Below are 22,300 nucleotides of genomic sequence, written 5' to 3' on the forward strand. Positions count from 1 at the left end.
TATCGGTGCGGCCCCGGCTGGTCTATGAAGCATCCGGCTGCAGAACCGCGGCGCCATACCAGTGGCAGGCGAGCAGCGCGAGTTCTATGTCGAGCCGATCGCTGCCGATCTCCCGACCACGTCGCGCGACGGCGCGACCCACCCGATACTTCACCGAGTTGAAATGCAAGTTGAGTTCCTCGGCGGCCGCCTTGTAGCTGGAACCGCAGCCCAGAAACACGCGCAACGTCTCACGCAGCCGCGCGTCGTTCTCGTTATCGGTCGCGAGGTCCCCAAGCACCGTCGCCACCCAATCGCAGGTGGCGACCACGTCGGCACCAAGACGCGCTACCACGGACAAGCCCGGATCGGTCGCCGAGATCACCGTCGGCTCCGGCCGCTTGGCGATCACCGCTACGCTGCGGGCGGTCTCCGCCTCCCGGTGTGAGCGGCGAAAGCCGTCGACGCCGCCGGCCATCGTGCCGATCGCCACGTTCGGTGAATTCGGTCGGGTCTGCGCGAACCGGCGGACCTTCACCACGGCATCGGCCACCAAGGCGCGAAACGCCAGCCACCCCCAGCCACAGCTTCGATCGGCGGCGACGAAGAGCGGGTTGCCATCGGCGCCGGCCGCTTCGCCCAGTTCGCGGAGAAACTTTTGCAGCCGGCCAAGCTCGTCGCCCTCTGCGCCCGGGTCCGGGTACCACATCACCAGCGCCAGATGGTGCCACCGAAGCGGGTAACGAATCGATGTGATTGCCGCATCTATATCGATGGTCTTGTTCGCGGTCAGGACCTCGCGCACCCGCAGGCCACGAAGACTGTTCTGGTTCTCCAGCCAGCGTTCACGTTCGTCTTCGTAGACAGCGACGACTTGCTGCGACATCCAGTCGATGTACTCGAACAACGTGCCGGTGATCGCCTCGATCACCTCCACGTGCATGGCTTCCGGGATATCGATGACGCGCAATTCAGCGAAAACGACTTCATTTATCTGGCGCTGACCGAGCCGATAGGCGCGAACCAGCGCGTTGACGGGCACTCCGCGCTGTGCCAGCCGGCGGGCGTACTCCAGCGCTGCGGTGGGCGCCTCGACACGCTCGACAGCGATGTCGTAGCGCAACGCGTGCAAGACCGTATCGACATTGCCCTCAACGCTGGTCCCGAGTAACTCGACCAGCGCTGCATCGCCGCGCAGCTCGGGGATCTGATCCTCGAGGGCTTGACGGAGCGCCGACGACAGCGCCACCACGCGGCCATGCAATCGGCTCGCGACCTCTGCGACGTAACTGCTTACCTCGATTCCGCTGTCGAGGCCCGATTTCTTCACCTCAATGACGTTAGACGCTGGGTTGTCTGTGAGCGATAACAGCGGCGCGTGGCTTTGTCGATTCGCGACTGTTTAAAGCCGCGCGTCATCTCTAATGTTGTGCACACTCTCGCCAACGAAGGTCAGAAGGAGCGTAGACACATGGGATTCATTAAGCCCTATCTTCCGGAGGTTGATCCGGACACCTTCTTGAAGAAGCCGCTGATGGAGCGGATGCGGATCCTCGCCGCCGATTGGGCCGAAAACGGCTTCGGGTCACCGAAGTGGATCCACACCATGTACATCGTGAAGCTGGTCGTCTTCTTCGCGATCGGTGGCATCACGGTCGCGACGTTGACGTCGGGACTACCCGCCTTCTGGCATGTGACCGAATGGTGGAACCAACCGATCGTCTACCAGAAGGTAATCCTGTGGACCGTACTGCTCGAGGCCATTGGCGTGGCCGGCTCCTGGGGCCCGTTGGCCGGCAAAGCCAAGCCGATGACCGGCGGCATCCTGTTCTGGGCCCGACCGGGAACCATCCGGCTGCGCCCGTGGGAGTGGGTGCCGTTCACCAACGGCGACCGGCGCACCTGGTTCGACATCGGGCTCTACGTGGCACTGCTGGTGAGCTTGGCCGTGCCGTTGCTGTCACCGGGCGTGCACAGCGACTCGCTCTCGAAGGCGGTGCCGGACAACACATCCGGTCTGGTGAACCCCGCCCTGCTGATCGCGCCGATCGTGCTGCTGGTGCTGAACGGTCTGCGGGACAAGACCATCTTCCTGGCCTCCCGTGGCGAGCAATACTTACCGGTCCTGGTCATCTTCGCAGTCTTGCCGTTCGTCAACATGATCATCGCGCTGAAGATGGTGATCGTGGTGGTTTGGGTCGGTGCCGGCTGGTCGAAGTTCGGTAAACACTTCTCCAACGTCATTGGGCCGATGGTCAGCAATACGCCATATGCGTTCAAATGGTTGCGGCGGGCACACTATCGCAACTTCCCGCGCGATCTGCGGCCTTCGCGGCTGGCGGACTTCATGGCACACGTCAATGGCACCACGGTCGAGATTGTGGCTCCGCTGGTCCTGTTCTTCTCCACCAATAAGTGGCTGACGCTGGCTGCGGCGCTGTTCATGGTGGGCTTCCACCTGTTCATCATCTCGACCTTCCCGCTTGCGGTGCCGCTGGAATGGAACGTGGTCTTCGGCTACACCACGATCTTCCTGTTCCTCGGCTTCCCGAACTGGAACGGATACGCCCCGTGGAACATGACTCCGCCCTGGCTGGCTCTCATCGTCGCCGCCGCGCTGCTGTTCTACCCGGTGCTGGGCAATCTGCGACCGGACAAGGTGTCCTTCCTGCCCTCGATGCGGCAGTACGCGGGCAACTGGGCCTCGGCGCTATGGACCTTCGCGCCCGGTGCCGAGCAGAAGCTGAACAAGGTCACCCGCTCGGCGTCCAACCAGATCGACCAGTTCATTGCGGCCGGCTACGAGCCAAAGTGGGCGGAGATCACCCTGCAGAAGACGACAGCGTGGCGAAGCATGCACAGCCAGGCTCGCGGCCTGTACTCGCTGCTGTTGACCCATCTGCCCGACATCGACGTCCGAACGGTGCGAGAGGGTGAGTTCGTCTGCAACTCGCTGATCGGCTTCAACTTCGGCGACGGCCACCTGCACAACGCAGACATGATCCAGGCCGTGCAGCGCGAAGCCGCCTTCGAGCCGGGCGAGTGCGTGATTGCCTGGGTGGAGTCCGAGGCCTTCGGCAGCGGGGTTCAGCACTACCAACTGATCGACGCCGCACTCGGGGTGGTCGAGCGCGGCACATGGAAGGTGTCCGACGCGGTCGCCGAACAGCCCTGGCTGCCCAACGGCCCCATCCCGCTCCAGGTGACCTGGTCGCTGGGCGACAGTAAGCGCGGAGCGTTGGCATGACTCGCGCCGCCGACGATGCAGAGCGAAGCGATGAGGAGGAGCGGCGCACATGACTACCGCGATCGTGGTGGGCGGCGGGCCCAACGGGCTCGCCGCCGCCATAGCCTTGGCCGCCGAGGGTGTTTCGGTCACCGTCCTCGAAGCCGCCGACGAGGTCGGCGGCGGCGCCCGCAGCAGCGAAGCCATCGTCCCCGGCCTGCTGCACGACCACTGCTCGGCGATCCACCCGATGGCGATCGGCTCGCAGTTCTTCAGCCGCTTCAGTCTGCAGCGGTACGGATTGTCGTGGCGTTGGCCGGAGATCGATTGTGTCCACCCGCTCGACGGCGGCACGGCCGGCGTGCTGCACCGCTCGGTGGAGCAAACCGCGGCCGGTCTCGGACGCGACGGGTCTCGATGGCAGCTCACGTTCGGCTACCCGGCCGCTAAGTTCGACGCACTCAGCGAGGACATCATGCGGCCCCTCCTGCGGTTCCCGCACCATCCGCTGATGTTGGCCCGGTTCGGTGCACCCACCGTGCTTCCCGCGTCCGCGTTTGCCCGGCTGTTCCGCACCGGTGAGGGCCGCGCCTTGTTCGGAGGCGTTGCGGCCCATGCCTTCCGGCCGCTGCACTACCCGATGACCTCCGCGATCGGCATGGGCATCATCGCGGCCGGCCACCGACACGGCTGGGCGGTTGCCGAAGGTGGATCGCAGTCGATTACCAATGCGATGGTGGCGCTGCTGGGTGACTTGGGCGGCAAGATCGAAACTGGGGTCCGGGTCCAATCGGCGTCGCAGTTGCCGCCGGCAGATGTCACGATGTTCGATCTGGCGCCGAGCGCCGTCGCCGCGATCCTCGGCGACCGTCTTCCACGCCGAGTTGCCCGCGCTTTCACCAAGTTCCGGCGCGGTCCGGGTGCATTCAAAGTCGACTTCGCCGTCGACGGCGGTGTGCCCTGGACGAACCCGGACGCCCACCGCGCAGGCACCGTGCACCTGGCCGGGACCTACGCCGAACTTGCCGCAACCGAGCGTGACATCCACGCGGGACGCATGCCCGAGCGGCCGTTCGTTCTGGTCGGTCAGCAGTATCTGGCCGACCCGCAACGCTCGGTGGGCAACGTTCACCCGGTGTGGAGCTACGCGCACGTCCCGAACGGCTACACCGGCGACGCGACCGAGGCGATCATCACCCAGATTGAGCGGTTCGCCCCCGGTTTCCGGGATCGCATCGTCGGCTCAGCAGTTCGGTCGACGACGCAGATGGCCGCCTACAACCCCAACTATGTCGGCGGCGACATCATGACCGGCGCCAAGGATATTCGCCAGCTGACGTTCGGTCCGCGAATCACGCTGTCGCCGTATACTATTGGGTCGCCGGGCAGGTACATCTGCTCGGCTGCCACCCCACCGGGACCGGGCGCGCATGGCATGTGCGGCGCCAACGCGGCGCAAGCCGCGCTGGCCTACCTCCAAAGCACCCGCTGAACGCGCAGGCTCCACCCCCCGGCGGAATGACATGCACTCCCCTTCATGCCGCCGACCCGGCTTCGGTGATGCCGGCAATGTCGGGGAGGGGTCGGCTGCAGATCTCGCGGGCCTCCGCGGCCGGTACCCCGAAGATGCACAGCAGGTCTTCGGCCATCTGGTCGCTGGCCTGCGCGCCGTCACGCTCAGGCTGGTCTTGCAGCAGTTGGCCCAGCGCCAGCAGCGTTCCGGCGGCCATGGCCAGCGCGAGTTGGGGATCAGCGACGTTAAAGCGGCGGGCCCGGTTGGCGGCGATGATGTCGCGCAGCGCCCGCGGCGCCAGACCCCGGTCCGACAGGATTGGTCCCAGGCCGACATTGAGCAGCACACGGCATTCCTGCGGGCGGCGCCGAAAGAAACGACCGGCTAACCGGAAGCTGCGTGCAAACGTCTCGGCTGGATCCTCCACGTCGGGCAGGCTGTCAAGCACCGCCCCATAGGCGTCGAAGACGTCTGTAACCGCCGCCTGGAACAGTTGTTCCTTGCTGTCGAAGTGGTTGTAAAACGACCCCATGCCGACATCGGCGGCCTGGGTGATGTCCAGCACCGGCACACTCAGCTTGCCTGCGGCGATGAAGCCCTGCGCGGCGTTGATCAATGCGGCGCGGGTGCGCTGTTTGCGCCGTTCCAGGCGGTTCTGCGGCTCGCCACCACCATCCACCACGTCGTCCACCTCGTTCTCACTTGGCTCGCGCCTGGTTGGCTCGCCCAGACACTAGCCAGTTTAACAGAAATCCTCAATTCTGATGTTTTCACCAAATCCGGTGACTGAGGAGAACATGGCGAATGACGGTATCGACAATCATATTGCAAGAAGGCAGCGCGGAATGAGCACGTAGTCGAACGGCGTCCGGCCGCATACCAGCCGCTGAGCACGGTGTAGCCGTGCGGCTCGGCCCAGCGCGCGCCTGGCCGAGCTCGGAGATGATCCGTGGCACCCACATCTAGGTGGGTCAGCGCCACGCCGGCATTCGGGCGCCTCCCCCGCTAGTCGTGGACCATGACCGCCGACCAAATCCCGGCCAGCGTGCGCAGGTAGCGCAGTCGAATTAATCCACTAGTCTCGGTATGGGCGGGCATTGACACGAGCCACCTTGGACCCCCAGGAGATGAGCTCAGGGCTGGCGTCGTCGTTGGGAATCTGGCATTCGATCAGGACCGGCCCGCCCGTATGCGCGCGGGCTTTGCCGATCGCGTCGGCCAGTTCTCCTGCGGTGGTTGCGGTTAGCCCGAGTCCGGCGCCGTCTTCTGCGTTGAACGCGGCGATCAGGCCAGCGTAGTCCCAGTTCTTGTAGTAGTTGTAGGGACCGTCATGGATCGCGGACTCGATCACATACCCGTGATTGTTGACCAGGAAGATGAGGGTCTCTTGGCCGTGGCGGATCATGTTGGACACTTCTTGGGCGGTCAGTTGGAAGGACCCGTCGCCGATGACCGAGATCAGGTGCCGGTCGGGCTCGAGGCCCATCCCATAGCCGAAGCTGGCGGGGACCGACCAGCCGATCGAGCCGTATTGCATCTCGATCTCGAACCTGGCGCCACCGGGCAGCCGCGCGTACATGCCGTTGAGCCAGGAATCACCGGTTTCCACCAATAAGGTGGTCTTGGGGTCGAGGTCTTGCTCGATCTGGCGCCACATCTCGACCCGGCTCAGCGGGGCCGCGGGCTGGACATCCGCGGCCGCCAACGCAGCGGTCCGGTGGAGGCGCTTGTACTGGGTCAGGGTCGCGGTATTGGTCTGGACCTTTTTGGCCAGGTCGGACAGGAACTCGGCCAGCGCGACGCCGGTGAATTCGACGTCGGGAAACCGCACCTTTCGGGGCTCGGCGCTGATGAGCCGGTGCCGCGGCGGGAGTGCGCTCCAGCCCACCGTCGTGTAGTCGTTGATGGTAGGCGCCAATGCTGGCGGTGTTGAGGACCATTCGTGCGTCGTTGAAGCACACCAGGTCAACGCAGGAGACAGTGCCCGCCCGTATCGCCCGGACGGTGCTGGCCGCGTTGTCACAGCCTATGTCCTTGGCAAAGTGGTTGAAGGTGCCGGCTGGGAAAACCGCCAGCGGGCGCCCGGTGCGCACCGCTACTGCCGCCGCGCATGCGACGGTTCCGTCGCCACCGCCGATGCCCAGCACTTCGGCACGATGCGCGGCTCCACGTAGCACCTCTTCCAGGTTGTCGCTCGCGCCGAGGGTCACAATCTCGGCTTTGGGCAGTTCCCTGCGCACCTGGGCGATCACGCGTTCGCCGTTGCCGCTGCCCGCTGCGGGGTTAACCACCAGGACCACGCCCGCACCGTCCGGCCGGGGCGGGGCATCGATACGCAGCGGATCGGCGATGGGCAATCGGGGCGCGACGATCGGGGGAACGAGACGACCGCCCAACCCGGCGATCGCTGAGCCGATACCGAAGCCTGCCAACACGTCACCGGGGTAGTGCGCGCCTGTCACGACGCGCGAGAACCCGACCAGCCATGCGAGGACTGCGAGGAGGATTCCCAGCGTCGGGTTTTCCAGCCCGACGCCGACCACAAAGGCGGCAGCACTGGCGGCGTGACCCGAGGGCAGCGAGTCGGACGTCGGGTAGCGGCGCAGGCGCCGCGCGAGCGGAACGGACCGGTGCCCGGGGCGGTTGCGGTGCCAGGCGCGCTTAGCCAGTTGATTGGTGATCAAACTGGTCACCGCCAGGCTGACGACTCCACGGCCCGCGCCGCGGTGAGCCGAGCGGCTGCCCGACATTGCGAGGCCCGCCGCGATCGCGAGCCACAGCTTGGCGTGGTCGGCGGCACGGGTCAGCGCGGGCATCGCTGTGTCCAGCAGCGGACTGCTTGAGTTCGCGACCGCCTGGAACACTTCCGCGTCCAGCACACCGAGGCCCTCAGTGATTTGCCGCAGCCCCCGCGACGTGTGTCGCTCACCCATCTTCATTGTTTCAACCTATGCCGTAGTCGACCCTATCGGGCCCGAATGGGGCCGCCGCGGAGTACGACCACCAGACGAAACGCTTGCGAGGCCTTGGCTGAGATACCTTCGTCCCAAACCTTTGTGCCGACAACGCTTTCTGACGATTCGTCACCACTCCGCAAGTACCGATCACGCCACCGCCAGCGTGGCGCCGTCGCTGATGAGGAGGCGCCGGTTCTGCCAGTGTCCGGACGGTCATGGTGGGAACCAGAATCCGTCATTCGCGCCCGGAGGCGATATCTCGGCGTCACTGTTGAAAGGCCGCCGCGCACGCGGCAGTTCGATTCCTACTGACGAATGGGGTTCCGACATTGAATAACATCCGGAGCGGTCAACCCATCGATCACGGCCTTGCCGACCAGGGTCATCACCGCCGCGTGGGTCGACCGCACAGCCACGATGAAGGGGCGATTGCCACCGCCGAACAGACTGCGGCGCAACTTCGGTCAGATAGCCAGCCGTTCGGCGCACGGAATCAGCGATTCGATCGGGGTTCCCCGTTCTATCTGGGGTTGATGGCCTCGGCGGGCGTGGCCGTCACGTATGGGGCGGTGCGTGTCCTCGGCTCCGTGTCCTCGGTGCTGGTATTGATCGGCGCGGCGATGTTCTTTGCGTTGGGGCTTGAGCCCGCGGTGTCGGGGCTGGTGAACCGGAAACTCCCGCGATGGGCGGCGGTCAGCCTGGTGGTCGTGGTGGTGTTCGGTGTCCTCGCCGCGGCGGTGGCGGCCGCGATTCCCCCACTTGTGCAGGAAGGGCGTGAATTGATCGAACAGGCCCCGCACTATCTGCAGCAGGCTCAGAACCACTCGACGGTGATCGGCAGACTCAACGAACGCTTCCATGTGCAACAACGCATCACCGACATGATTCACGGCCCAGGTGCACCGGCGGTCGGCGGCCTTGTCAAAGCCGGAGAGACGGTGTTCGGGGCTGTGTCGCACCTCGGGATCGTGGCTGTCCTCACGGTCTATTTCTTGGCCGATATGCGGCGTGTCCGGGCGACGATGTACCGGTTTGTGCCGAACTCCCGCCGGCCGCGCGCGATTCTCATCGGTGACGAGGTGATGGCCAAGGTCGGTGACTACGTATTCGGCAATGTGCTGACCTCGCTGATCGCCGGGGCGGCGACATTTGTGTGGTGCTTCATCTTCCATGTCCCATATGCGTTGCTGCTCGGGGCGTTTGTCGCGATCGTGGATCTTTTCCCCTACGGCTCAACAGTCGGCGGGTTCGTGGTCGCCCTGGTGGCCGTGACCGTCTCGATTCCGGTCAGCATCGCGACAGTGGCGTTCTACGTCGTGTTCCGGTTGGCCGAGGATTACCTTTTGACTCCGAAGATCATCGGTCGGGCAGTGAGGGTGCCGGGCGGTGTTACCGTGGTGGCCGTTCTCCTCGGCGCGGCGCTGCTGGGGGTGGTCGGGGCGCTGGTGGCGATCCCGGTCGCCGCGGCAGTGCAGCTACTCGTCTCAGAACTGCTGTTCCCCACGCTCGATGAGGCATGATGTTAGCTGGCGTGGCAGCGATCGCCTGGGCCGGCCACATATCCGCCGGCGCGGCGGTGCTGGGGGCGAGCCGCCCGGCAGCAAGCCTTCGGCCCAACACCGATTCCGCGGACGTTGTCGGCCGGGCAATCTGGCCGATGGACCAGTGCTTGTTCGCGGTAGTGATGGAGGCCTATCTCCACGGCACCTCGACGCGCAAGGTCGACGATTTGGTCAAGGCCCTGGGTGCCGATTCGGGGATTTCCAAAAGCGAGGTGTCGCGCATCTGCGCCGACCTGGACACCGAAGTCGCCGCCTTTCGCGACCGACCATTGGCCGATCAGCGGTTCCCCTACGTGTTCTTAGACGCCACCTACTGCAAGGCCAGGGTCAATCATCGGGTGGTGTCCCAGGCGGTGGTGATCGCCACCGGGGTGGCCGCCGACGGGCGCCGCGAAGTGCTGGGCTTCCAGGTCGGCGACTCCGAGGACGGCGCGTTTTGGACGGCGTTTTTGCGCTCGCTGAAATCGCGCGGGCTGGTCGGGGTGCAGCTGGTCATCTCTGATGCCCACAGCGGGCTGCGCGGCGCGATCGAGGCGATCCTGATCGGCTCCTCCTGGCAACGATGCCGGGTACATTTCCTGCGCAACGTGTTGGCCCAAGTCCCCAAGGGATCTGCCGAGATGGTCGCCGCCGCGATCCGCACCATCTTCGCCCAACCCGACGCCGCCCACGTTCGCGAACAACTCGACACCATCGCGCACATGCTCGGTCGTCAACTACCTAACGTGGAATCGATGTTGCGCGACGCCGGCGACGACATCACAGCATTCGCCGATTTCCCTGTCCCGCACTGGAAAAAGATCTGGTCCACCAACCCGCTCGAACGACTCAACAAGGAGATCAAACGCCGCACCGACGTCGTCGGCGTCTTCCCAAACCCCGCCGCCCTGTTGCGGCTGGCCGGCTCGGTCCTCGTCGAAGCCCACGACGAATGGCAGGTCGCCGACAAACGCTACCTATCCGAATCCACCCTGGCCCTACTGCACCCGACCGAACGCGACGACCAATCCGTTGCCGTCCCCGCCGCCATCACGGCATAGTGGACAACCACAGAGTCTCAGGCGAAACACCCGCCGAGAGTTACACCACTCGACGGGACGCAACCGGTAGAGGCATCGCCATCCGCCACGTCAAATGAAACCGCTACACCGCTGTAGATTCTCAACGATCCGTATCTCAATCCCAATTGAGATGTCGGTCCGGTGTGGCATGCGACACGAAACTGGGAATTAGGGCGGCCCACGCCACCGGCCCTCCTCAGCAGCGCGAAACTAATGCAACGAACGAATCTGCAGCTGGCTTAATGAAACCCGCGCAGCGGCGGGCATGTCCGGCCCCCCTCAATCCGCTCAGCAGCGGTCGGGTCACCGACGCAAATCGGTAGTTCGGCGGATGCTCGGCCAGGCGGGGCGAGCCTACGGTCGGATCGACTCCGAAACGCATTGGACAACAAGAAGGAGGCAGTCGAGATGAGCAGCGGGACCGTGACACGGCGGTGGCTGTGTGAGCCGTGCGGCGAGATCTACGACCCGGTCGAGGGCGACCCGGAGGCCGGGATTCCTCCGGGCACCGCGTTCGAGGACATCCCGCAGGACTGGTTGTGCCCGGTGTGCGGCGCCCGCAAGACCGACTTCGTCCCGCTGGACGATTGAGGCCGTGAGCGCGCCGCACGTCGCATCGCTGCTGCTGATGCGGCACCGGAGCATCGCCGCCAACGCGGCGCATCTGCGGCACGCCGGGGCCGCCCTCAGCAAGGTACCTGGGGTTCGCTTCAGCCAGGCGATGCTGACGACCAGCGGCCCTGGTGGTGTCGCGTTCCCGGCGTTCAGCCCGAGCCGCAGCGCACTGTTCACCGTGTGGGAGGACGAGGCTGCCCTGGATGAGCACCTGTCCGAGGAAACGTTCGGCGACTGGCGGGAATCGGCTCGCGAGCTGCTGTTGGTGCGCCTGCGGGCCACTCGGGTCAAGGGCGCCTGGGATGGACGTGAGCTGCTGGACCCCGTTCCCGGCGGTCGTGACCCCGGGCCTATGGCCGTTCTGACCAGGGTCGCGGTGCGTTACGCGGTCGCGCCGAAGATGTACGCCTGGTCGCTCCCGCGGATCGCCCGTCAGCTCGACCGCGGGCCCGGCGTGCTGCTGTCGATCGGGATGACAAACCGCCCGGTGCGCATCGGCGCCACCTTCTCGATGTGGCGTTCGCTGCCCGAGATGCAGCGGTTCGGCTACCACGACGCGCCGCACGGCGCCGTCCAGCGGGGCGCACGTGAGCACCGGTGGTTCGATGAGGAATTGTTCGTTCGATTCCGGGTGCTCAGCGCGGACGGCGCGTGGCGGGGCAGGACCTTCTGCGGACCGCTCGCGTAGCCATCGGAGCACCCCCTGCGGAGTAAACTCCAGCGGTTATGCCGCTCGACCTGGCCCCGGTGTCGGGCCCCGACCGCACGCTGGCCGCGGCGGCGCATCGCCGCGGCGTCTTGCGACGCGAGGTGGCCGACGCGTTGGCGCGGGCGCGCCGCTATGTTGCGGTCGGACCGCTGCCCAACGGCGCCGACGGGCTCGAGGGCGCGGAGCAGGTGCTGATCGCCGCGGTCGCCGGGATCCTCGATCGGCTGCACGCCGAACAGCACGGGCTGTCCGGCGAGCAGCTCGCTCGGCTCGCCGACCTGGCCGTCGAGCTGCAGCGCCTGCACGGGCGGGTGCGCGAGGCTGCACTCGACCGGGCGGTCGTCGCGTTGGGAGCGATCGGACACGACGTCGGTGACCGCGAGGACAGCGTCGACGATCGGTTACGGCGGGCGGTGCGCGAGCTGGTCGAGGGGGGCGGTTTCGACCGGGCGTTGGTGTTGCGGTTCCGCGAGAACCGGATGGAGGCGGTCGCCACCCACTTCCGGACCGAGGAGGGCTGGGCCCGTGACTGCCACGCGCACAGCGTGCAGCATCCCGCGCCGCTCGGGCCGGGGCTGTTGGAGTGGCAGGTCGCGCACAACCGGAGGCCGGCGCTGGCCCTGGATCCGATGCACGACCCCCATGCGTGGGCGCCGATGGTGCATAAGTTCGCGCCGACGAGCTATGCGTCGACCCCGGTGCTGGTCGGCGGCGAAGCGGTCGGGATCATGCAGGCCGACATGTACTTCCGCGGCCGCGACGTCGACGCGCTCGACCGTGACGTCGCGGCGGCGTTCGTCAGCGGCCTTGGTCGTGACCTGGAGCGCGGGCTGCTGCTCGAACGGTTGCACGCCCAGCGCACCGCGGTGCGAAACCTGGTGCGGGAAACCGAAGAGACGGTCGCGAACTTCCGGGGCGCCGAGCTCTGGCGGCCGCGGGCGCCCGAAACCGCGGGCCTGCAGCACGAGCCGGCGGCGACTGCCGAGCCGGCCCGCAGCGGCGCGCCGCAAGATGCGGCGTTGGCCAGGCTGACCCGCCGCGAGCGCGAGGTGCTGGCGCTGATGGCCACCGGCGCGACGAACGCCGGGATCGCCGCGCGGCTCGTCGTCAGCGAGCACACGGTCAAAAGCCACGTGGAGCACATCCTGGGCAAGCTGCGGGCGGCCAATCGGGCCGAGGCGGTGGCCCGTGCCGCACGCCTGGGTCACCGGGTGTCCACGTAGCGCGTCCGCGACACACGTAGCCCAATCAGCAAAAACCGGTCAATCTACCGATGGCAATCGGTAGATCGGCGAATTGTCGCGTCGTCGTTGCGATTTTAGTTTCGAAGCACCGACGGGCTGGTCACCGCGACCGCCCGACGATCTGAAACAGCGAACGAGCGAGGCAACAAGAAATGGAGCAATTCACCGACACGGTGGTGTCACGAGAAGAGGTCGACGCGGTGGTGGTCGGCGCGCGGATCGCCGGCGCGGCGACCGCGATCACGCTGGCGCGTCGGGGCAGCAAGGTGATCGCGCTGGATCGGGCGAAGTTCCCGTCGGACACGATCTCGACGCACGTGCTGTTCGCGACCGGCGTCGCCGAGCTGAAGTGGCTCGGCGCGTTGGATCGGGTGCGGGCGGTCGGCGCACCGGAGTGGCGGGTGGGCTATCCGAACACCGTCGTGCTGCCGCGCACCGGGCAGCGCCTGGCGCCGCACGGGAGGATGGCGCCGGTCAACGGGATCGACTACGGGTTGAACACGCGGCGCCCCGGCCTGGATCTGGCGTTGGTGGAGACCGCGCGGGAGGCGGGCGCCGAGGTTCGCGAAGGCGTCGAGGTCGTGGATGTGGTGTGGGCCGGTGGCCGCGCCGCCGGCGTGCGCTACAAGAGCTCCGACGGCGCGCTGCACGAGATCCGCGCGAAACTGGTCGTCGGCGCCGACGGGCGGCGCTCGACGATGGCGAGGCTGCTCGGCGTGGAAAAGCCCTACCGCGAGTCGGAGAACGGGCGGGGCCTGGTGTTCATGTACGTCAAGGATCCGCGTGGCCCCGAGGAGCGTGACACCGTGCGGCGCTGGCAGAGCGGCGACACCCTCGGGTTCTACTTCCCCAACGAGGACAATGTGGGCCTTGTCCTGTTCATGCCGCCCAAGGAGGAGATCAAGCAGTTCCGCCGCGACCCGCAGATGTGGAACCGCAAGCTGGAGAACTTCCCGGAGCTGAAGGCACGCCTGGCGGGTTGTGAACCGATCACCAAGCTGCGCTCGGCCGACGACACCACCGCCTACTTCCGGGTCTCCAGCGGGCCGGGCTGGGCGTTGGTCGGCGACGCCGGGCACTTCAAGGACCCGGTGCTGGCGCAGGGGATTCGCGACGCGCTGCGCTTCGGGCGCCTGCTCGGCGACGCCACCGCCGACTGGCTCGACGACCCGCAGCGGCTCGACCGCGAGTTGTTCCGGTGGGAGCTCAACCGCGACAAGGAATGCCTGCCCAGCTACTACCTCGGCCAGCGCGAGACCCGCACCAACCCGATCAACCAGCTGCAGGCCGAGATGTATCGCGAGCTTGACGCCGACGCGAATCTGGCCGACCAGTTCGTGGACCTGCTCGCCGACGCGGGCATCTCGGGTGAGTTCATGCAGGTCGTCGCCCGGCAGCGTGATCCGCGAAAGTTCTTCACCCCGCGCCGACTGGCCCGCTGGACATGGCGCGCCGCGCGGCGGCCGCACGCCGACCGGGCGGCGCTCGCCCGCGAAGTTCTCGACGAGTTGCGCTACGAAGCCCTGCTGCGCCGCGACCTCGCGATCGTGCACAGCGGGCGCCGCGCCGACTACCGACGATTCTCTCGCTGGGGCCGCAACGGCTGGTCGCCGCAAACCACGCTGCGCCGGCCCGTAACGACCCCGAAGGTGGGTGCGGCGTGAGCACCACGGCGACCGACACCGCCACATCCGGCAAACCGGAAACCGGCCAGCGGATCACGGTTGCGGCAATCCAGCCGCGGCTGGAAATCGGCGAGGTAGACCGCAACCTGGCCCGGATCGAGGATCTGATCCGCCAAGCGCATCGCGAGCACAGCCCCGACGTCATCGTCGCGCCGGAAGCGATGACCTCGCCGACCGTCTACCACCCGAGCCTGCGTGCGGTCGCCCGACCGGTCGACGGCGCGCCCTACCAGCTGCTGGTGCGGCTGGGTCGGGAGCTCGACTGCCTGGTCGGCGGTGGGTTCATCGCCCGCCGGGGCGACGACACCCGCGGCACGTACGCGCTGGCCGAGCCCGACGGCACCACCCACCTGCACGACAAAGACCAGCCGTCGATGTGGGAGAACCACTACTACACACCGGGCCACGATGACGGCCTGTTCACCACCCGGCTCGGCACCCTCGGCTGCCCGGTGGGCTTCGAGTGGGATCGCAGCCGTACCGCGCGTCGGTTGCGCGGCAAGGTGGCGCTGCTGGCCGGCGGCAGCAACTGGTGGTCATACCCGAACTGGCCGCCGCTGGACCCCTGGTTCGGCCGCGACCACCAATACAACGTCGCCGTCGCTCGCGAGATGCCGGCCAGGCTCGCGCGCGCCGTCGGCGCGCCCGCGGTGATCGCCTCCCACGTCGGAGCCGTGCGCTCGCGCACACCGCTCATGCCCGGCGTGCCGTGGCCGACGATCTTCGTCGGCGAGAGCCAGGTCGTCGAACGGGACGGAACCATCCTGGCGAAGCTCGGCTACGACGACGGGGAAGGCTACGTCGCGGCGAGCGTCGGAGTGGGGTCGGCGACGCCGCTGGAGCCCATCCCGTCCGGGTTCTGGATGGCGCCACACCCGGCCTCGATGGGCCTGGTCTGGCACCTGCACAACCGCTTCGGCAGGCTCAGCTACGCGGCCAACAAGCGCCGCGGCCGCTTCCCGTGGCAGGCGCAACCGGCGACGGACCTGCCGAACTACGTGCGCGGCGATGTGGCCGCGCCCGCCGAACCCGACATCGGGGCGGCCGTCGACGGAGCGCCCCGCCGTCCGGTCACCGAGGCGGTCGAGCAATGAGCAACGCCGTCGGTCGCCCCGATGTCGATCACCTCATCATCGGCGGCGGCCCCGCGGCCGTCGCGTGCGCGGAGCGCCTGCGGGAGCTGGACCCGGCTGCGAGCATCCTGGTCACCTCGCGCGAGCTCGACCCGCCCTATGACCGCACCCTGTGCTCAAAGTCCTACCTGCGCGGCGCACAGTCCCGCGACGCCACCCACCTGCGCACGGTGAACTGGTGGGTAAGCCGGGCGATCGAGCTGCGCACCGGTACCAGCGTCACCGGCCTGGACACCGCGGCGCGCACCGCCCGGCTGTCCAGCCGCGACGAGGTGTCGTTCGGCCAGGCGTTGCTCGCGACCGGTGCGACGGTTCGCCGGATCACCTGTGAAGGCTCGTCGCTGGCCGGCATCCACTACCTGCGCGCGCTCGGCAACGCCGACGCGATCCGCCGCGACGTCGAACACGCCGGCGAAGTCGTGCTGGTCGGCGGCTCCTACATCGGCTGCGAGGTGGCCGCCACCCTGACGGCCGCCGGCAAGCGCTGCACCGTGCTGATGCGCGAGAACACCTGCTTCGAGCATCACCTCGGCGGCTGGGGCGGGCTCTTCCTGCAAGACGTGCTGGAGCAGCGCGGAGTCCGCTTCGTGGCCGGTGACGAACTCGAGCGCTTCGAGGGCGACGGCAGCCGCGTCACCCGTGTCGTCACCCGAGCGGGCCGCACCCTTGCCGCCCAGGCCGTCGTCGTCGGCGTCGGCGCCCAGCCCGACGTGCGGCTCGCCCGCGGCGCGGGCCTGCGACTCGGCGACACCGGCGGCGTGCACTGCGACGCGCAGCTGCGCACCTCGGCGCCCGGGATCTTCGCCGCCGGCGATATGTGCGAGTGGGACTCGGCGGCGCATCGGCGGCGGGCGCGGGTCGAACACTGGGACGTCGCCGCCGGACAAGGCCGCGCGGCCGCCGCCAACATGCTCGGCGGCAACCACCCCTACACCGCGATCCCCACATTCTGGTCCGACCTCGCCGACTGGGTGACGCTCCGCTTCCACGGTGTCGTCGCCGGCGACACCCGAATCGAGCGCGGAGAACCCGAGGAAGGTGCGTTCTCGATCTGGTACCTCGACCGAGACGAGCTGCGCGGCGTGCTGTCGATCGGTCGCGACCAAGACCTGGGCCGCGCCGACCGGCTCATCGGCACGCACCTGACCGCCGAGCAGCGCGCCGCGATCACCGACCCCGACGCTGACCTCGCCGAAATCGGTCCACAACCTGCAGAGTCGGTCGCTGGCCGGAGCCCGCCAGCCAGCGCATAGCGACCCACCTCATACCGAGGGTGCCTAATGCCGACTTTGAAATCCGCGCTTTAGTCATGCACGTCAACAACCAGCGAAGGAGAGATCCCATGATTACCAACCCATTACAGAAAAGGGCCTACGACGCGGTCGGTGCGGCCCTTCCGTTTCCCATCGATCCGGCGAAGATCACGGTCGAGCCCGGTGCGTCCTACATCAAGAGCCCGGTCAAGGTTCACGACTACGCCGCGGGGGTGATGAGCGCGTTCGGCTCGGTGGTTGAGCACATCGGCACCCAGCGCGGACTGCCGGCGCAAACCATGACACTGAACCGTCGGGTGTGCGGGCTGCTACTCAATTCCATTCAATTGCAGTTCATGAACGGTTGCTGCACCCTCATGGATACCTGGCCGGTAGGCCCCGATAACGGCACCTACCGCGCCCGGGATGGGCGGTATCTGACGATGATCGGATTGCATCCGCATCTACGTGACGGGCTGCTCAACTACTTCGGATGCCCCAACAGCGCGCAGGCGATTCAGGCGGCGGTGGAAAAGAAACCCGCCCAGCAGATCGAGGATGAAGTGGCCGCTTTGTTTCTTCCGCTGGGCATGGTGCGCAGTCTCGACGAATGGCTGGCCCACCCGCAGGGCGCCGCGACCGCCAAACACCCCATGATCGATATCGAGCAGGTGGGCAACGCCGGTACGCGCCGACTCGGGGCGGCCCGCCACCGGCCGCTGGAAGGGGTGCGGGTGTTGGAGCTGACCCACCTTGTCGCCGGTCCCACGATTGGTCGGCTGTTGGCTGAGCAGGGCGCGGACGTCATCAAGGTCCAGCCACCGATGGGTGACTGGATAACTCCGCTGTGGTTGGACGTGAGCTGGGGGAAACGAAATATTTCCTGTGACATCAAGGGCAGCTCGGGAAAGGAACGCTTCCACCATTTACTCGCCGGCGCCGATGTGCTCATCAGCAGCCTGCGCCCGGGTGCACTCGAGCGCATTGGCCTCGATGAGAAAACGCTGGCTGAGATCAACCCCAACCTGGTGCTGGCCCGGGTGTCGGCATACGCCATCGGCACCCCGTGGGAAGAACGCACCGGACTCGAACAAATCGCTCAGTCGGTGGCCGGCAACATCCACGCCAACTCCGAGGGCTTGCCCGAACCCACGGTGATCGCCGCGTTGATGAACGACTACCTGACCGGTTACCTCGGCGCCATCGGCGTGGTTGCGGCCCTGTCCGAGCGGGAAGAAAACGGGGGTTACTGGAATGTCGACGTGGCGTTGACTCGGTGCGCGATGATGGGCTCAAGTCTTGTTGAACCGCTCGACGCCGAGGAATACGCGCCGGTCACCATGGAGGACTTGATCGAGTACGCCGTCGATCAGCAGACACCTTCGGGGACCTTCACCCGGCTGCCGTCATCGGTGCAGTTCAGTCACACACCGTCGATATTTGTGCGCCCTACCTCCTGGCTGGGGTCGGATCCCGACACGATCTGGTGGGCGGAAATCGCAACCACCGACGGGCGACGCGAAGCGCCACATTATCCGTCAAAATTGGCGCGTGAAGGTGGCATCCGCAATCTGGTGTCCTGCAACGGAATCGTGGACCGTGGGGACGGCCGCGGCGGTTTCAGCCTGGCTTCCAAGCAGTTGAGGGACTACGCGATGGCCCATCGAAACGACTGACAGCGGCAATCGAGGAGGGGCGGGCCGACCGCGATGGCTAAGCCAGCCCCCGCCTCGATCCGACCGGGCAGTTGCCTGAAGCGGTTGGCGGTGCAGACCGCGATGCTGGAATCCGAGATGGGCGCCGGCGACGGCCCGGCGCATCCCGAAACACGGTCGATCTCATGACCACTCGGATCTACGCCGCAGTCGGGAACCATCCGCACCGTCCACGAAGATGTCGACGCCGCCGACCCCCCCACCGCCGACCTGCTGTACGCGATCATCGACGCCCTGGAAAAGGCAGCCTGGATGCTGAAATCCGAGAATCGTAAACCGTGAGGACCCTGTGCGGCTGAACCCGCCTTGCCGCAGGATCGTAGGCCGTTCGATGAACGACAATAAGCGTCATCCTAAAAGTGACAAGTTTTGAGACTAATGGTGGATGACACCAACTGAGACAATTCGGAGAGTTGCTGGTCAGAGCAGCGCTACGTGCAATAGGGTTTGAGAACCAGCACTTGTGGTGCTTTGTGTGGCTGTCGCGGTGACCTTCTCGATAAAAGTTGGTGTTCGATCTTCTGATCACCGATCACCTCGGCCAAGTACTCCTCCATTCAAGGGCAGTCCTCACCGCTAACCCTGGTCGGTTCCGAGGCGCACCTTCGCCGTTCTCTGATGACCAAAAGCGTCCACGAATTCCATGGTGACCGCGTCGCCAGGGTCCTTGGACTGCACCACGGCGAGCAGGGCGTCACCACTTGGGATAACTCCATCATCGATTTTGGTGACCAGCGCGCCAACAGTCAGCCCGGCGGCCGCGGCGGGGCTACCGCCTGTAACGCCGGTGAGCTTCGCGCCGTGGAGGGCTGTGTCCTTGCTTATCTGCGCGCCCAGCCAGGCATGCGATGCCCGACCGCTGGTGATGAGCTCGTGGGCGATACGCACCGCGCGGTCGCCGGGAATGGCAAAACCAAGGCCGATCGATCCGTGCTGTATACCGCCGGAGCCGTCCGAACCTGGCAGTACCGTGACCGCCGAGTTCACGCCGACGAGCTCGCCGTTGCTGTCAACCAGAGGGCCGCCCGAATTACCCGGGTTGATTGCGGCGTCGGTTTGGATGGCCTCAAAGGAGGCGGACCCGTTGTTGGCGTCGGAATTAGTGCATACCAGGCGGTTTATCGCGCTTACGACACCGGCGGTGACAGTGCCGTCCAGACCCAGCGGGGATCCTACCGCTGCAACCGGCTCACCGACGCGCAGCTTGGCTGAGGAGCCGATGGAGATCGGGCGAAGTCCGGAAATCTGTTGGGCACGTATGACTGCGATGTCGCTTTGTGGATCAGCAGCGATCACTGTGAACGCGGCAGTATGGCCATCATGAAGTGTCACCAGGGTGCGACCCGCATCGGAGGCTCTCGCGTCGACCGCCGCCACGACATGGTAATTGGTCATGATCAGCCCATCCGGAGTCACGATGATGCCGGAACCCAATTCGGATTTGCCACCCTCGCTGATCTGCAGCATCACGACGCTCGGCAGCACCTCGGCGGCCACCTGCTCCACCCAGGAAACCGGGATGTCGGACCCGGGTCGCGGAAGGGGAGTACTGGAGACGAACGACCGGCTGTCGGCGCCGGCCGGGTGAACAAGCACTACGACGGCGAAACCGATCGCAGCGGCAAACGCCGCCGCCGTCACAGCACGCATTATCAACAACCAAGCACGAGCCAGCATTTGCCGCCGCGCGGTCCGGCGCGCCGCCCGGTGAGCCCGATGCGGGCGCGCCTGCCTGACCGATGGTTGTGCATCGACCCCGCGCCGGGTGTCCTGCCGGCATCCGGAAATTGCCGTTGTGCGGCAGCGCGCACTGTCTTGCCGGTTGACGTTGACGTAGACCATTCCTCTTCGCCTTTCAGATAACTGACGATATCCTCATATACGATGTAATCATCAGTCAAGATTTGTGACGAAGTCCTCACTTACGAGTTGACCTTCGAACCGGCCGTACCGTGTGCCTGGCATCGCCGGACCGTGCCTGCGCATCGCCGAAGGACGCGCGTCGCATCCCGCATCGCCGCGGAGTGGAAAAAACAGCGCTTATCGAAATAGAGTGCAACGCGGGGCTCGTCGCGCTCGGAGACAGCCGATGCCGCAGACATCACTGCGAGCCGCGATAGGGGAATGGCCCGGGGTTTCGCGATTCCTTCATGCGGCCTTCTGATTGCGCAACCCAAGCTCCCGCTTTGCGGTCATCCGCGAGTGGCGCTCACGCCGCCGATTCGGGCCCAGTCAGGTCGTCGAGACTCGGCAGTGGGCGGCGGCAGATGTCGTGTGCCTGGTCGGCGATGAATCCCTGCGCGGCCCTCATCAGCGCGGCGCGGGTGCGCTGCTTGCCCCGCTCCAGGCGATCGGCCGGCTGTGGCGCGTCAATCATCGCGCTCCTCTCGTCCGGAACGAGGTATCAAATATGAGTATTTCGTCAGACCCCTTGACTGATGATTCTCTCGTGTGTGACGATATCATCACAAACAAATTACGGCATGAAAGGTGCGGCATGAGAGACATCGACGTCCACAAAGACCTGCACAGCGATCAGGGCGGCCGCAAGGGTGAGCACCCTGGGCGGGCAGCCAATCCCATCATCAAGGTGCATGACATCGCTTGGCTGGAGTTCGAGAAGCCGGATCTGGCCGGAGCTGAGGCCTTCGCCCAAGCGTTCGGTTTTGCGACCGCGCTGCACACCGCCGACGAGTTGCACCTGCGCGGCACCGACGCAGGCGCGCCGTGCGTGCTCATCCGCCGGGGCGATCGCTCCCGGTTCGTCGGCGCCGCCTACACCGCCGCTGACCAGTCCGATGTGCTGCGACTCGCCGAGGCGACCGGTCACCGCGTGCGGCCGCTGCCCGAGACACTGGGCGGCGTCGCGGTCGATCTGGTTGATCCGAGTTGTATCGGAGTGCGGGTGGTCTCCGGCACCCATGTTTTGGAGCCGTTGGCTGCTCAGCAGCCGCACGAGTTCAACTTCGGCCACGATCTGCGCCGCATCAACACCACGCAGCGCCCACCGCGTGAACCGGCCCGGGTACAGCGGCTGGGCCATGTGGTCCTGCAGACGACGACGTACCGTCGAGCGCTGGACTGGTATCTCGAGCACCTGGGCATGATCGTCAGCGACTTCCAGTACTACGCGGGGCAACGCGACCGCGGACCGGTGATGAGCTTCATCCGCTGCGATCGCGGCCAAACCCCCGCCGACCATCACACCCTGGCGATGGCCCTGGGCCCGTCCAACCACTACGTGCATTCGGCGTACGAGGTCTGCGACCTCGACGCGATCGCCGCCGGCGGCGAGTACCTCAAGACCCGCGGCTATCACCGCTCCTGGGGCATCGGCCGCCACATCCAGGGCAGCCAGATCTTCGACTACTGGCGCGACCCGGACGGCTTTCTGGTGGAGCACTACGCCGACGGCGACATGTTCGACTGCACGCTCCAACCCGGCTGGGCCGCCTTCACCGCCTCTGGGCTGTCTCAGTGGGGGCCGCCCATCACCAAGGACTTCCTCGGCATCGCGCCCGGACGCGAATCGCTGCGCGAGCTGCGTTCGACGTTTTCGGCGCTCCGCGACGACAACGAGTTCGACCTGGCCAGCCTGCGCGGCCTGGTCAAGATGGCCGGTTCCTAACCACCACAACGAAACAAGGA

At 66.4% G+C, this 22,300-nt stretch carries 18 protein-coding genes and 2 pseudogenes; 14 read left to right on the forward strand and 6 right to left on the reverse strand.

The genetic code is table 11. The annotated features are described in order from the left end of the window. Nucleotides 1–22: 22 nt before the first annotated feature. Entirely contained in the window at nt 23–1,309 is a 1,287-nt protein-coding gene (locus ACLQI9_RS20495) for a PucR family transcriptional regulator (RefSeq protein WP_442392082.1), read from the reverse strand. A gap of 141 nt (nt 1,310–1,450) precedes the next feature. Here ACLQI9_RS20495 and ACLQI9_RS20500 point away from each other — a divergent pair, with 141 nt between their 5' ends. Then, nucleotides 1,451–3,226 (forward strand): DUF3556 domain-containing protein, encoded by a 1,776-nt coding sequence (locus ACLQI9_RS20500; RefSeq protein WP_442392083.1) that lies wholly within the window; start codon nt 1,451–1,453, stop codon nt 3,224–3,226. A 49-nt stretch (nt 3,227–3,275) separates the two neighbouring features. Further along, nucleotides 3,276–4,697 (forward strand): phytoene desaturase family protein, encoded by a 1,422-nt coding sequence (locus ACLQI9_RS20505; protein ID WP_442383928.1) that lies wholly within the window; start codon nt 3,276–3,278, stop codon nt 4,695–4,697. A 43-nt stretch (nt 4,698–4,740) separates the two neighbouring features. Here ACLQI9_RS20505 and ACLQI9_RS20510 read toward each other — a convergent pair whose 3' ends face one another. The 3 genes from ACLQI9_RS20510 to ACLQI9_RS20520 form a co-directional block, all read right to left on the reverse strand. Continuing rightward, a complete protein-coding gene (locus ACLQI9_RS20510; RefSeq protein ID WP_442383940.1) occupies nt 4,741–5,400 on the reverse strand; it encodes a TetR/AcrR family transcriptional regulator in 660 nt (219 codons plus the stop codon). A 393-nt stretch (nt 5,401–5,793) separates the two neighbouring features. Then, nucleotides 5,794–6,327: a thiamine pyrophosphate-dependent enzyme gene (locus tag ACLQI9_RS20515; RefSeq protein WP_442392084.1), complete on the reverse strand. Its 534-nt coding sequence runs from the start codon at nt 6,325–6,327 to the stop codon at nt 5,794–5,796. Beyond that, complete coding sequence (locus ACLQI9_RS20520) at nt 6,314–7,657, reverse strand: bifunctional phosphatase PAP2/diacylglycerol kinase family protein (RefSeq protein WP_442383924.1); 1,344 nt, start codon at nt 7,655–7,657, stop codon at nt 6,314–6,316. Before ACLQI9_RS20520 ends, ACLQI9_RS20515 begins: the two co-directional genes overlap by 14 nt. A 413-nt stretch (nt 7,658–8,070) precedes the next feature. On the opposite strand from ACLQI9_RS20520, the gene ACLQI9_RS20525 reads away from it, so the two are divergent. From ACLQI9_RS20525 to ACLQI9_RS20575, 11 genes and pseudogenes are all read left to right on the forward strand, one after another. Then, entirely contained in the window at nt 8,071–9,195 is a 1,125-nt protein-coding gene (locus tag ACLQI9_RS20525) for an AI-2E family transporter (protein WP_442392085.1), read from the forward strand. 137 nt (nt 9,196–9,332) lie between these two features. Next, nucleotides 9,333–10,277, forward strand: a pseudogene (locus ACLQI9_RS20530) (IS256 family transposase); the annotation flags it as partial. A 429-nt stretch (nt 10,278–10,706) separates the two neighbouring features. Further along, nucleotides 10,707–10,889 (forward strand): rubredoxin, encoded by a 183-nt coding sequence (locus tag ACLQI9_RS20535; RefSeq protein ID WP_442383920.1) that lies wholly within the window; start codon nt 10,707–10,709, stop codon nt 10,887–10,889. A gap of 4 nt (nt 10,890–10,893) precedes the next feature. Further along, nucleotides 10,894–11,601: a hypothetical protein gene (locus ACLQI9_RS20540; protein ID WP_442383918.1), complete on the forward strand. Its 708-nt coding sequence runs from the start codon at nt 10,894–10,896 to the stop codon at nt 11,599–11,601. Between the two features lie 38 nt (nt 11,602–11,639). Then, complete coding sequence (locus tag ACLQI9_RS20545; protein WP_442383916.1) at nt 11,640–12,845, forward strand: LuxR C-terminal-related transcriptional regulator; 1,206 nt, start codon at nt 11,640–11,642, stop codon at nt 12,843–12,845. Between the two features lie 173 nt (nt 12,846–13,018). Next, entirely contained in the window at nt 13,019–14,530 is a 1,512-nt protein-coding gene (locus ACLQI9_RS20550; RefSeq protein ID WP_442383914.1) for an NAD(P)/FAD-dependent oxidoreductase, read from the forward strand. Continuing rightward, nucleotides 14,527–15,645 carry a carbon-nitrogen hydrolase family protein gene (locus ACLQI9_RS20555; RefSeq protein ID WP_442383912.1) on the forward strand — a complete coding sequence of 373 codons (1,119 nt, stop codon included), beginning with the start codon at nt 14,527–14,529 and terminating at the stop codon, nt 15,643–15,645. The genes ACLQI9_RS20550 and ACLQI9_RS20555 overlap by 4 nt, the downstream gene beginning before the upstream one ends. After that, the gene (locus tag ACLQI9_RS20560; RefSeq protein WP_442383910.1) at nt 15,642–16,937 is read left to right on the forward strand and encodes an NAD(P)/FAD-dependent oxidoreductase; all 1,296 of its coding nucleotides are present in this window, start codon (nt 15,642–15,644) and stop codon (nt 16,935–16,937) included. Before ACLQI9_RS20555 ends, ACLQI9_RS20560 begins: the two co-directional genes overlap by 4 nt. 89 nt (nt 16,938–17,026) lie before the next feature. After that, nucleotides 17,027–18,613 (forward strand): CoA transferase, encoded by a 1,587-nt coding sequence (locus tag ACLQI9_RS20565; RefSeq protein ID WP_442383908.1) that lies wholly within the window; start codon nt 17,027–17,029, stop codon nt 18,611–18,613. 33 nt (nt 18,614–18,646) lie between these two features. Continuing rightward, the gene (locus ACLQI9_RS20570) at nt 18,647–18,781 is read left to right on the forward strand and encodes a hypothetical protein (RefSeq protein WP_442383942.1); all 135 of its coding nucleotides are present in this window, start codon (nt 18,647–18,649) and stop codon (nt 18,779–18,781) included. Continuing rightward, nucleotides 18,769–18,934 (forward strand): annotated as a pseudogene (locus ACLQI9_RS20575) (DNA starvation/stationary phase protection protein); the annotation flags it as partial. The gene ACLQI9_RS20570 and the pseudogene ACLQI9_RS20575, both read left to right, overlap by 13 nt. Nucleotides 18,935–19,228: 294 nt before the next feature. On the opposite strand, the gene ACLQI9_RS20580 reads toward ACLQI9_RS20575, so the two are convergent. Both ACLQI9_RS20580 and ACLQI9_RS20585 read right to left on the reverse strand, forming a co-directional pair. After that, nucleotides 19,229–20,149, reverse strand: coding sequence for a S1C family serine protease (locus ACLQI9_RS20580; protein WP_442383906.1), 921 nt, complete (start codon nt 20,147–20,149; stop codon nt 19,229–19,231). A 712-nt stretch (nt 20,150–20,861) separates the two neighbouring features. Continuing rightward, entirely contained in the window at nt 20,862–21,029 is a 168-nt protein-coding gene (locus ACLQI9_RS20585) for a hypothetical protein (RefSeq protein ID WP_442383904.1), read from the reverse strand. Nucleotides 21,030–21,149: 120 nt separating this feature from the next. On the opposite strand from ACLQI9_RS20585, the gene ACLQI9_RS20590 reads away from it, so the two are divergent. Beyond that, nucleotides 21,150–22,280 (forward strand): VOC family protein, encoded by a 1,131-nt coding sequence (locus tag ACLQI9_RS20590; RefSeq protein ID WP_442383902.1) that lies wholly within the window; start codon nt 21,150–21,152, stop codon nt 22,278–22,280. Nucleotides 22,281–22,300 lie beyond the last annotated feature (20 nt).

The organism is Mycobacterium sp., assembly GCF_052143115.1.
GTDB lineage: Bacteria > Actinomycetota > Actinomycetes > Mycobacteriales > Mycobacteriaceae > Mycobacterium.

Coding starts and splice junctions, on each gene's coding strand:
- ACLQI9_RS20535 (WP_442383920.1), top strand. CDS start 10,707: ATGAGCAGCGGGACCGTGACACGGCGGTGGCTGTGTGAGCCGTGCGGC.
- ACLQI9_RS20560 (WP_442383910.1), top strand. CDS start 15,642: ATGAGCAACGCCGTCGGTCGCCCCGATGTCGATCACCTCATCATCGGC.
- ACLQI9_RS20545 (WP_442383916.1), top strand. CDS start 11,640: ATGCCGCTCGACCTGGCCCCGGTGTCGGGCCCCGACCGCACGCTGGCC.
- ACLQI9_RS20590 (WP_442383902.1), top strand. CDS start 21,150: ATGAGAGACATCGACGTCCACAAAGACCTGCACAGCGATCAGGGCGGC.
- ACLQI9_RS20570 (WP_442383942.1), top strand. CDS start 18,647: ATGGCTAAGCCAGCCCCCGCCTCGATCCGACCGGGCAGTTGCCTGAAG.
- ACLQI9_RS20565 (WP_442383908.1), top strand. CDS start 17,027: ATGATTACCAACCCATTACAGAAAAGGGCCTACGACGCGGTCGGTGCG.
- ACLQI9_RS20505 (WP_442383928.1), top strand. CDS start 3,276: ATGACTACCGCGATCGTGGTGGGCGGCGGGCCCAACGGGCTCGCCGCC.
- ACLQI9_RS20500 (WP_442392083.1), top strand. CDS start 1,451: ATGGGATTCATTAAGCCCTATCTTCCGGAGGTTGATCCGGACACCTTC.
- ACLQI9_RS20550 (WP_442383914.1), top strand. CDS start 13,019: ATGGAGCAATTCACCGACACGGTGGTGTCACGAGAAGAGGTCGACGCG.
- ACLQI9_RS20585 (WP_442383904.1), bottom strand. CDS start 21,029: ATGATTGACGCGCCACAGCCGGCCGATCGCCTGGAGCGGGGCAAGCAG.
- ACLQI9_RS20520 (WP_442383924.1), bottom strand. CDS start 7,657: ATGAAGATGGGTGAGCGACACACGTCGCGGGGGCTGCGGCAAATCACT.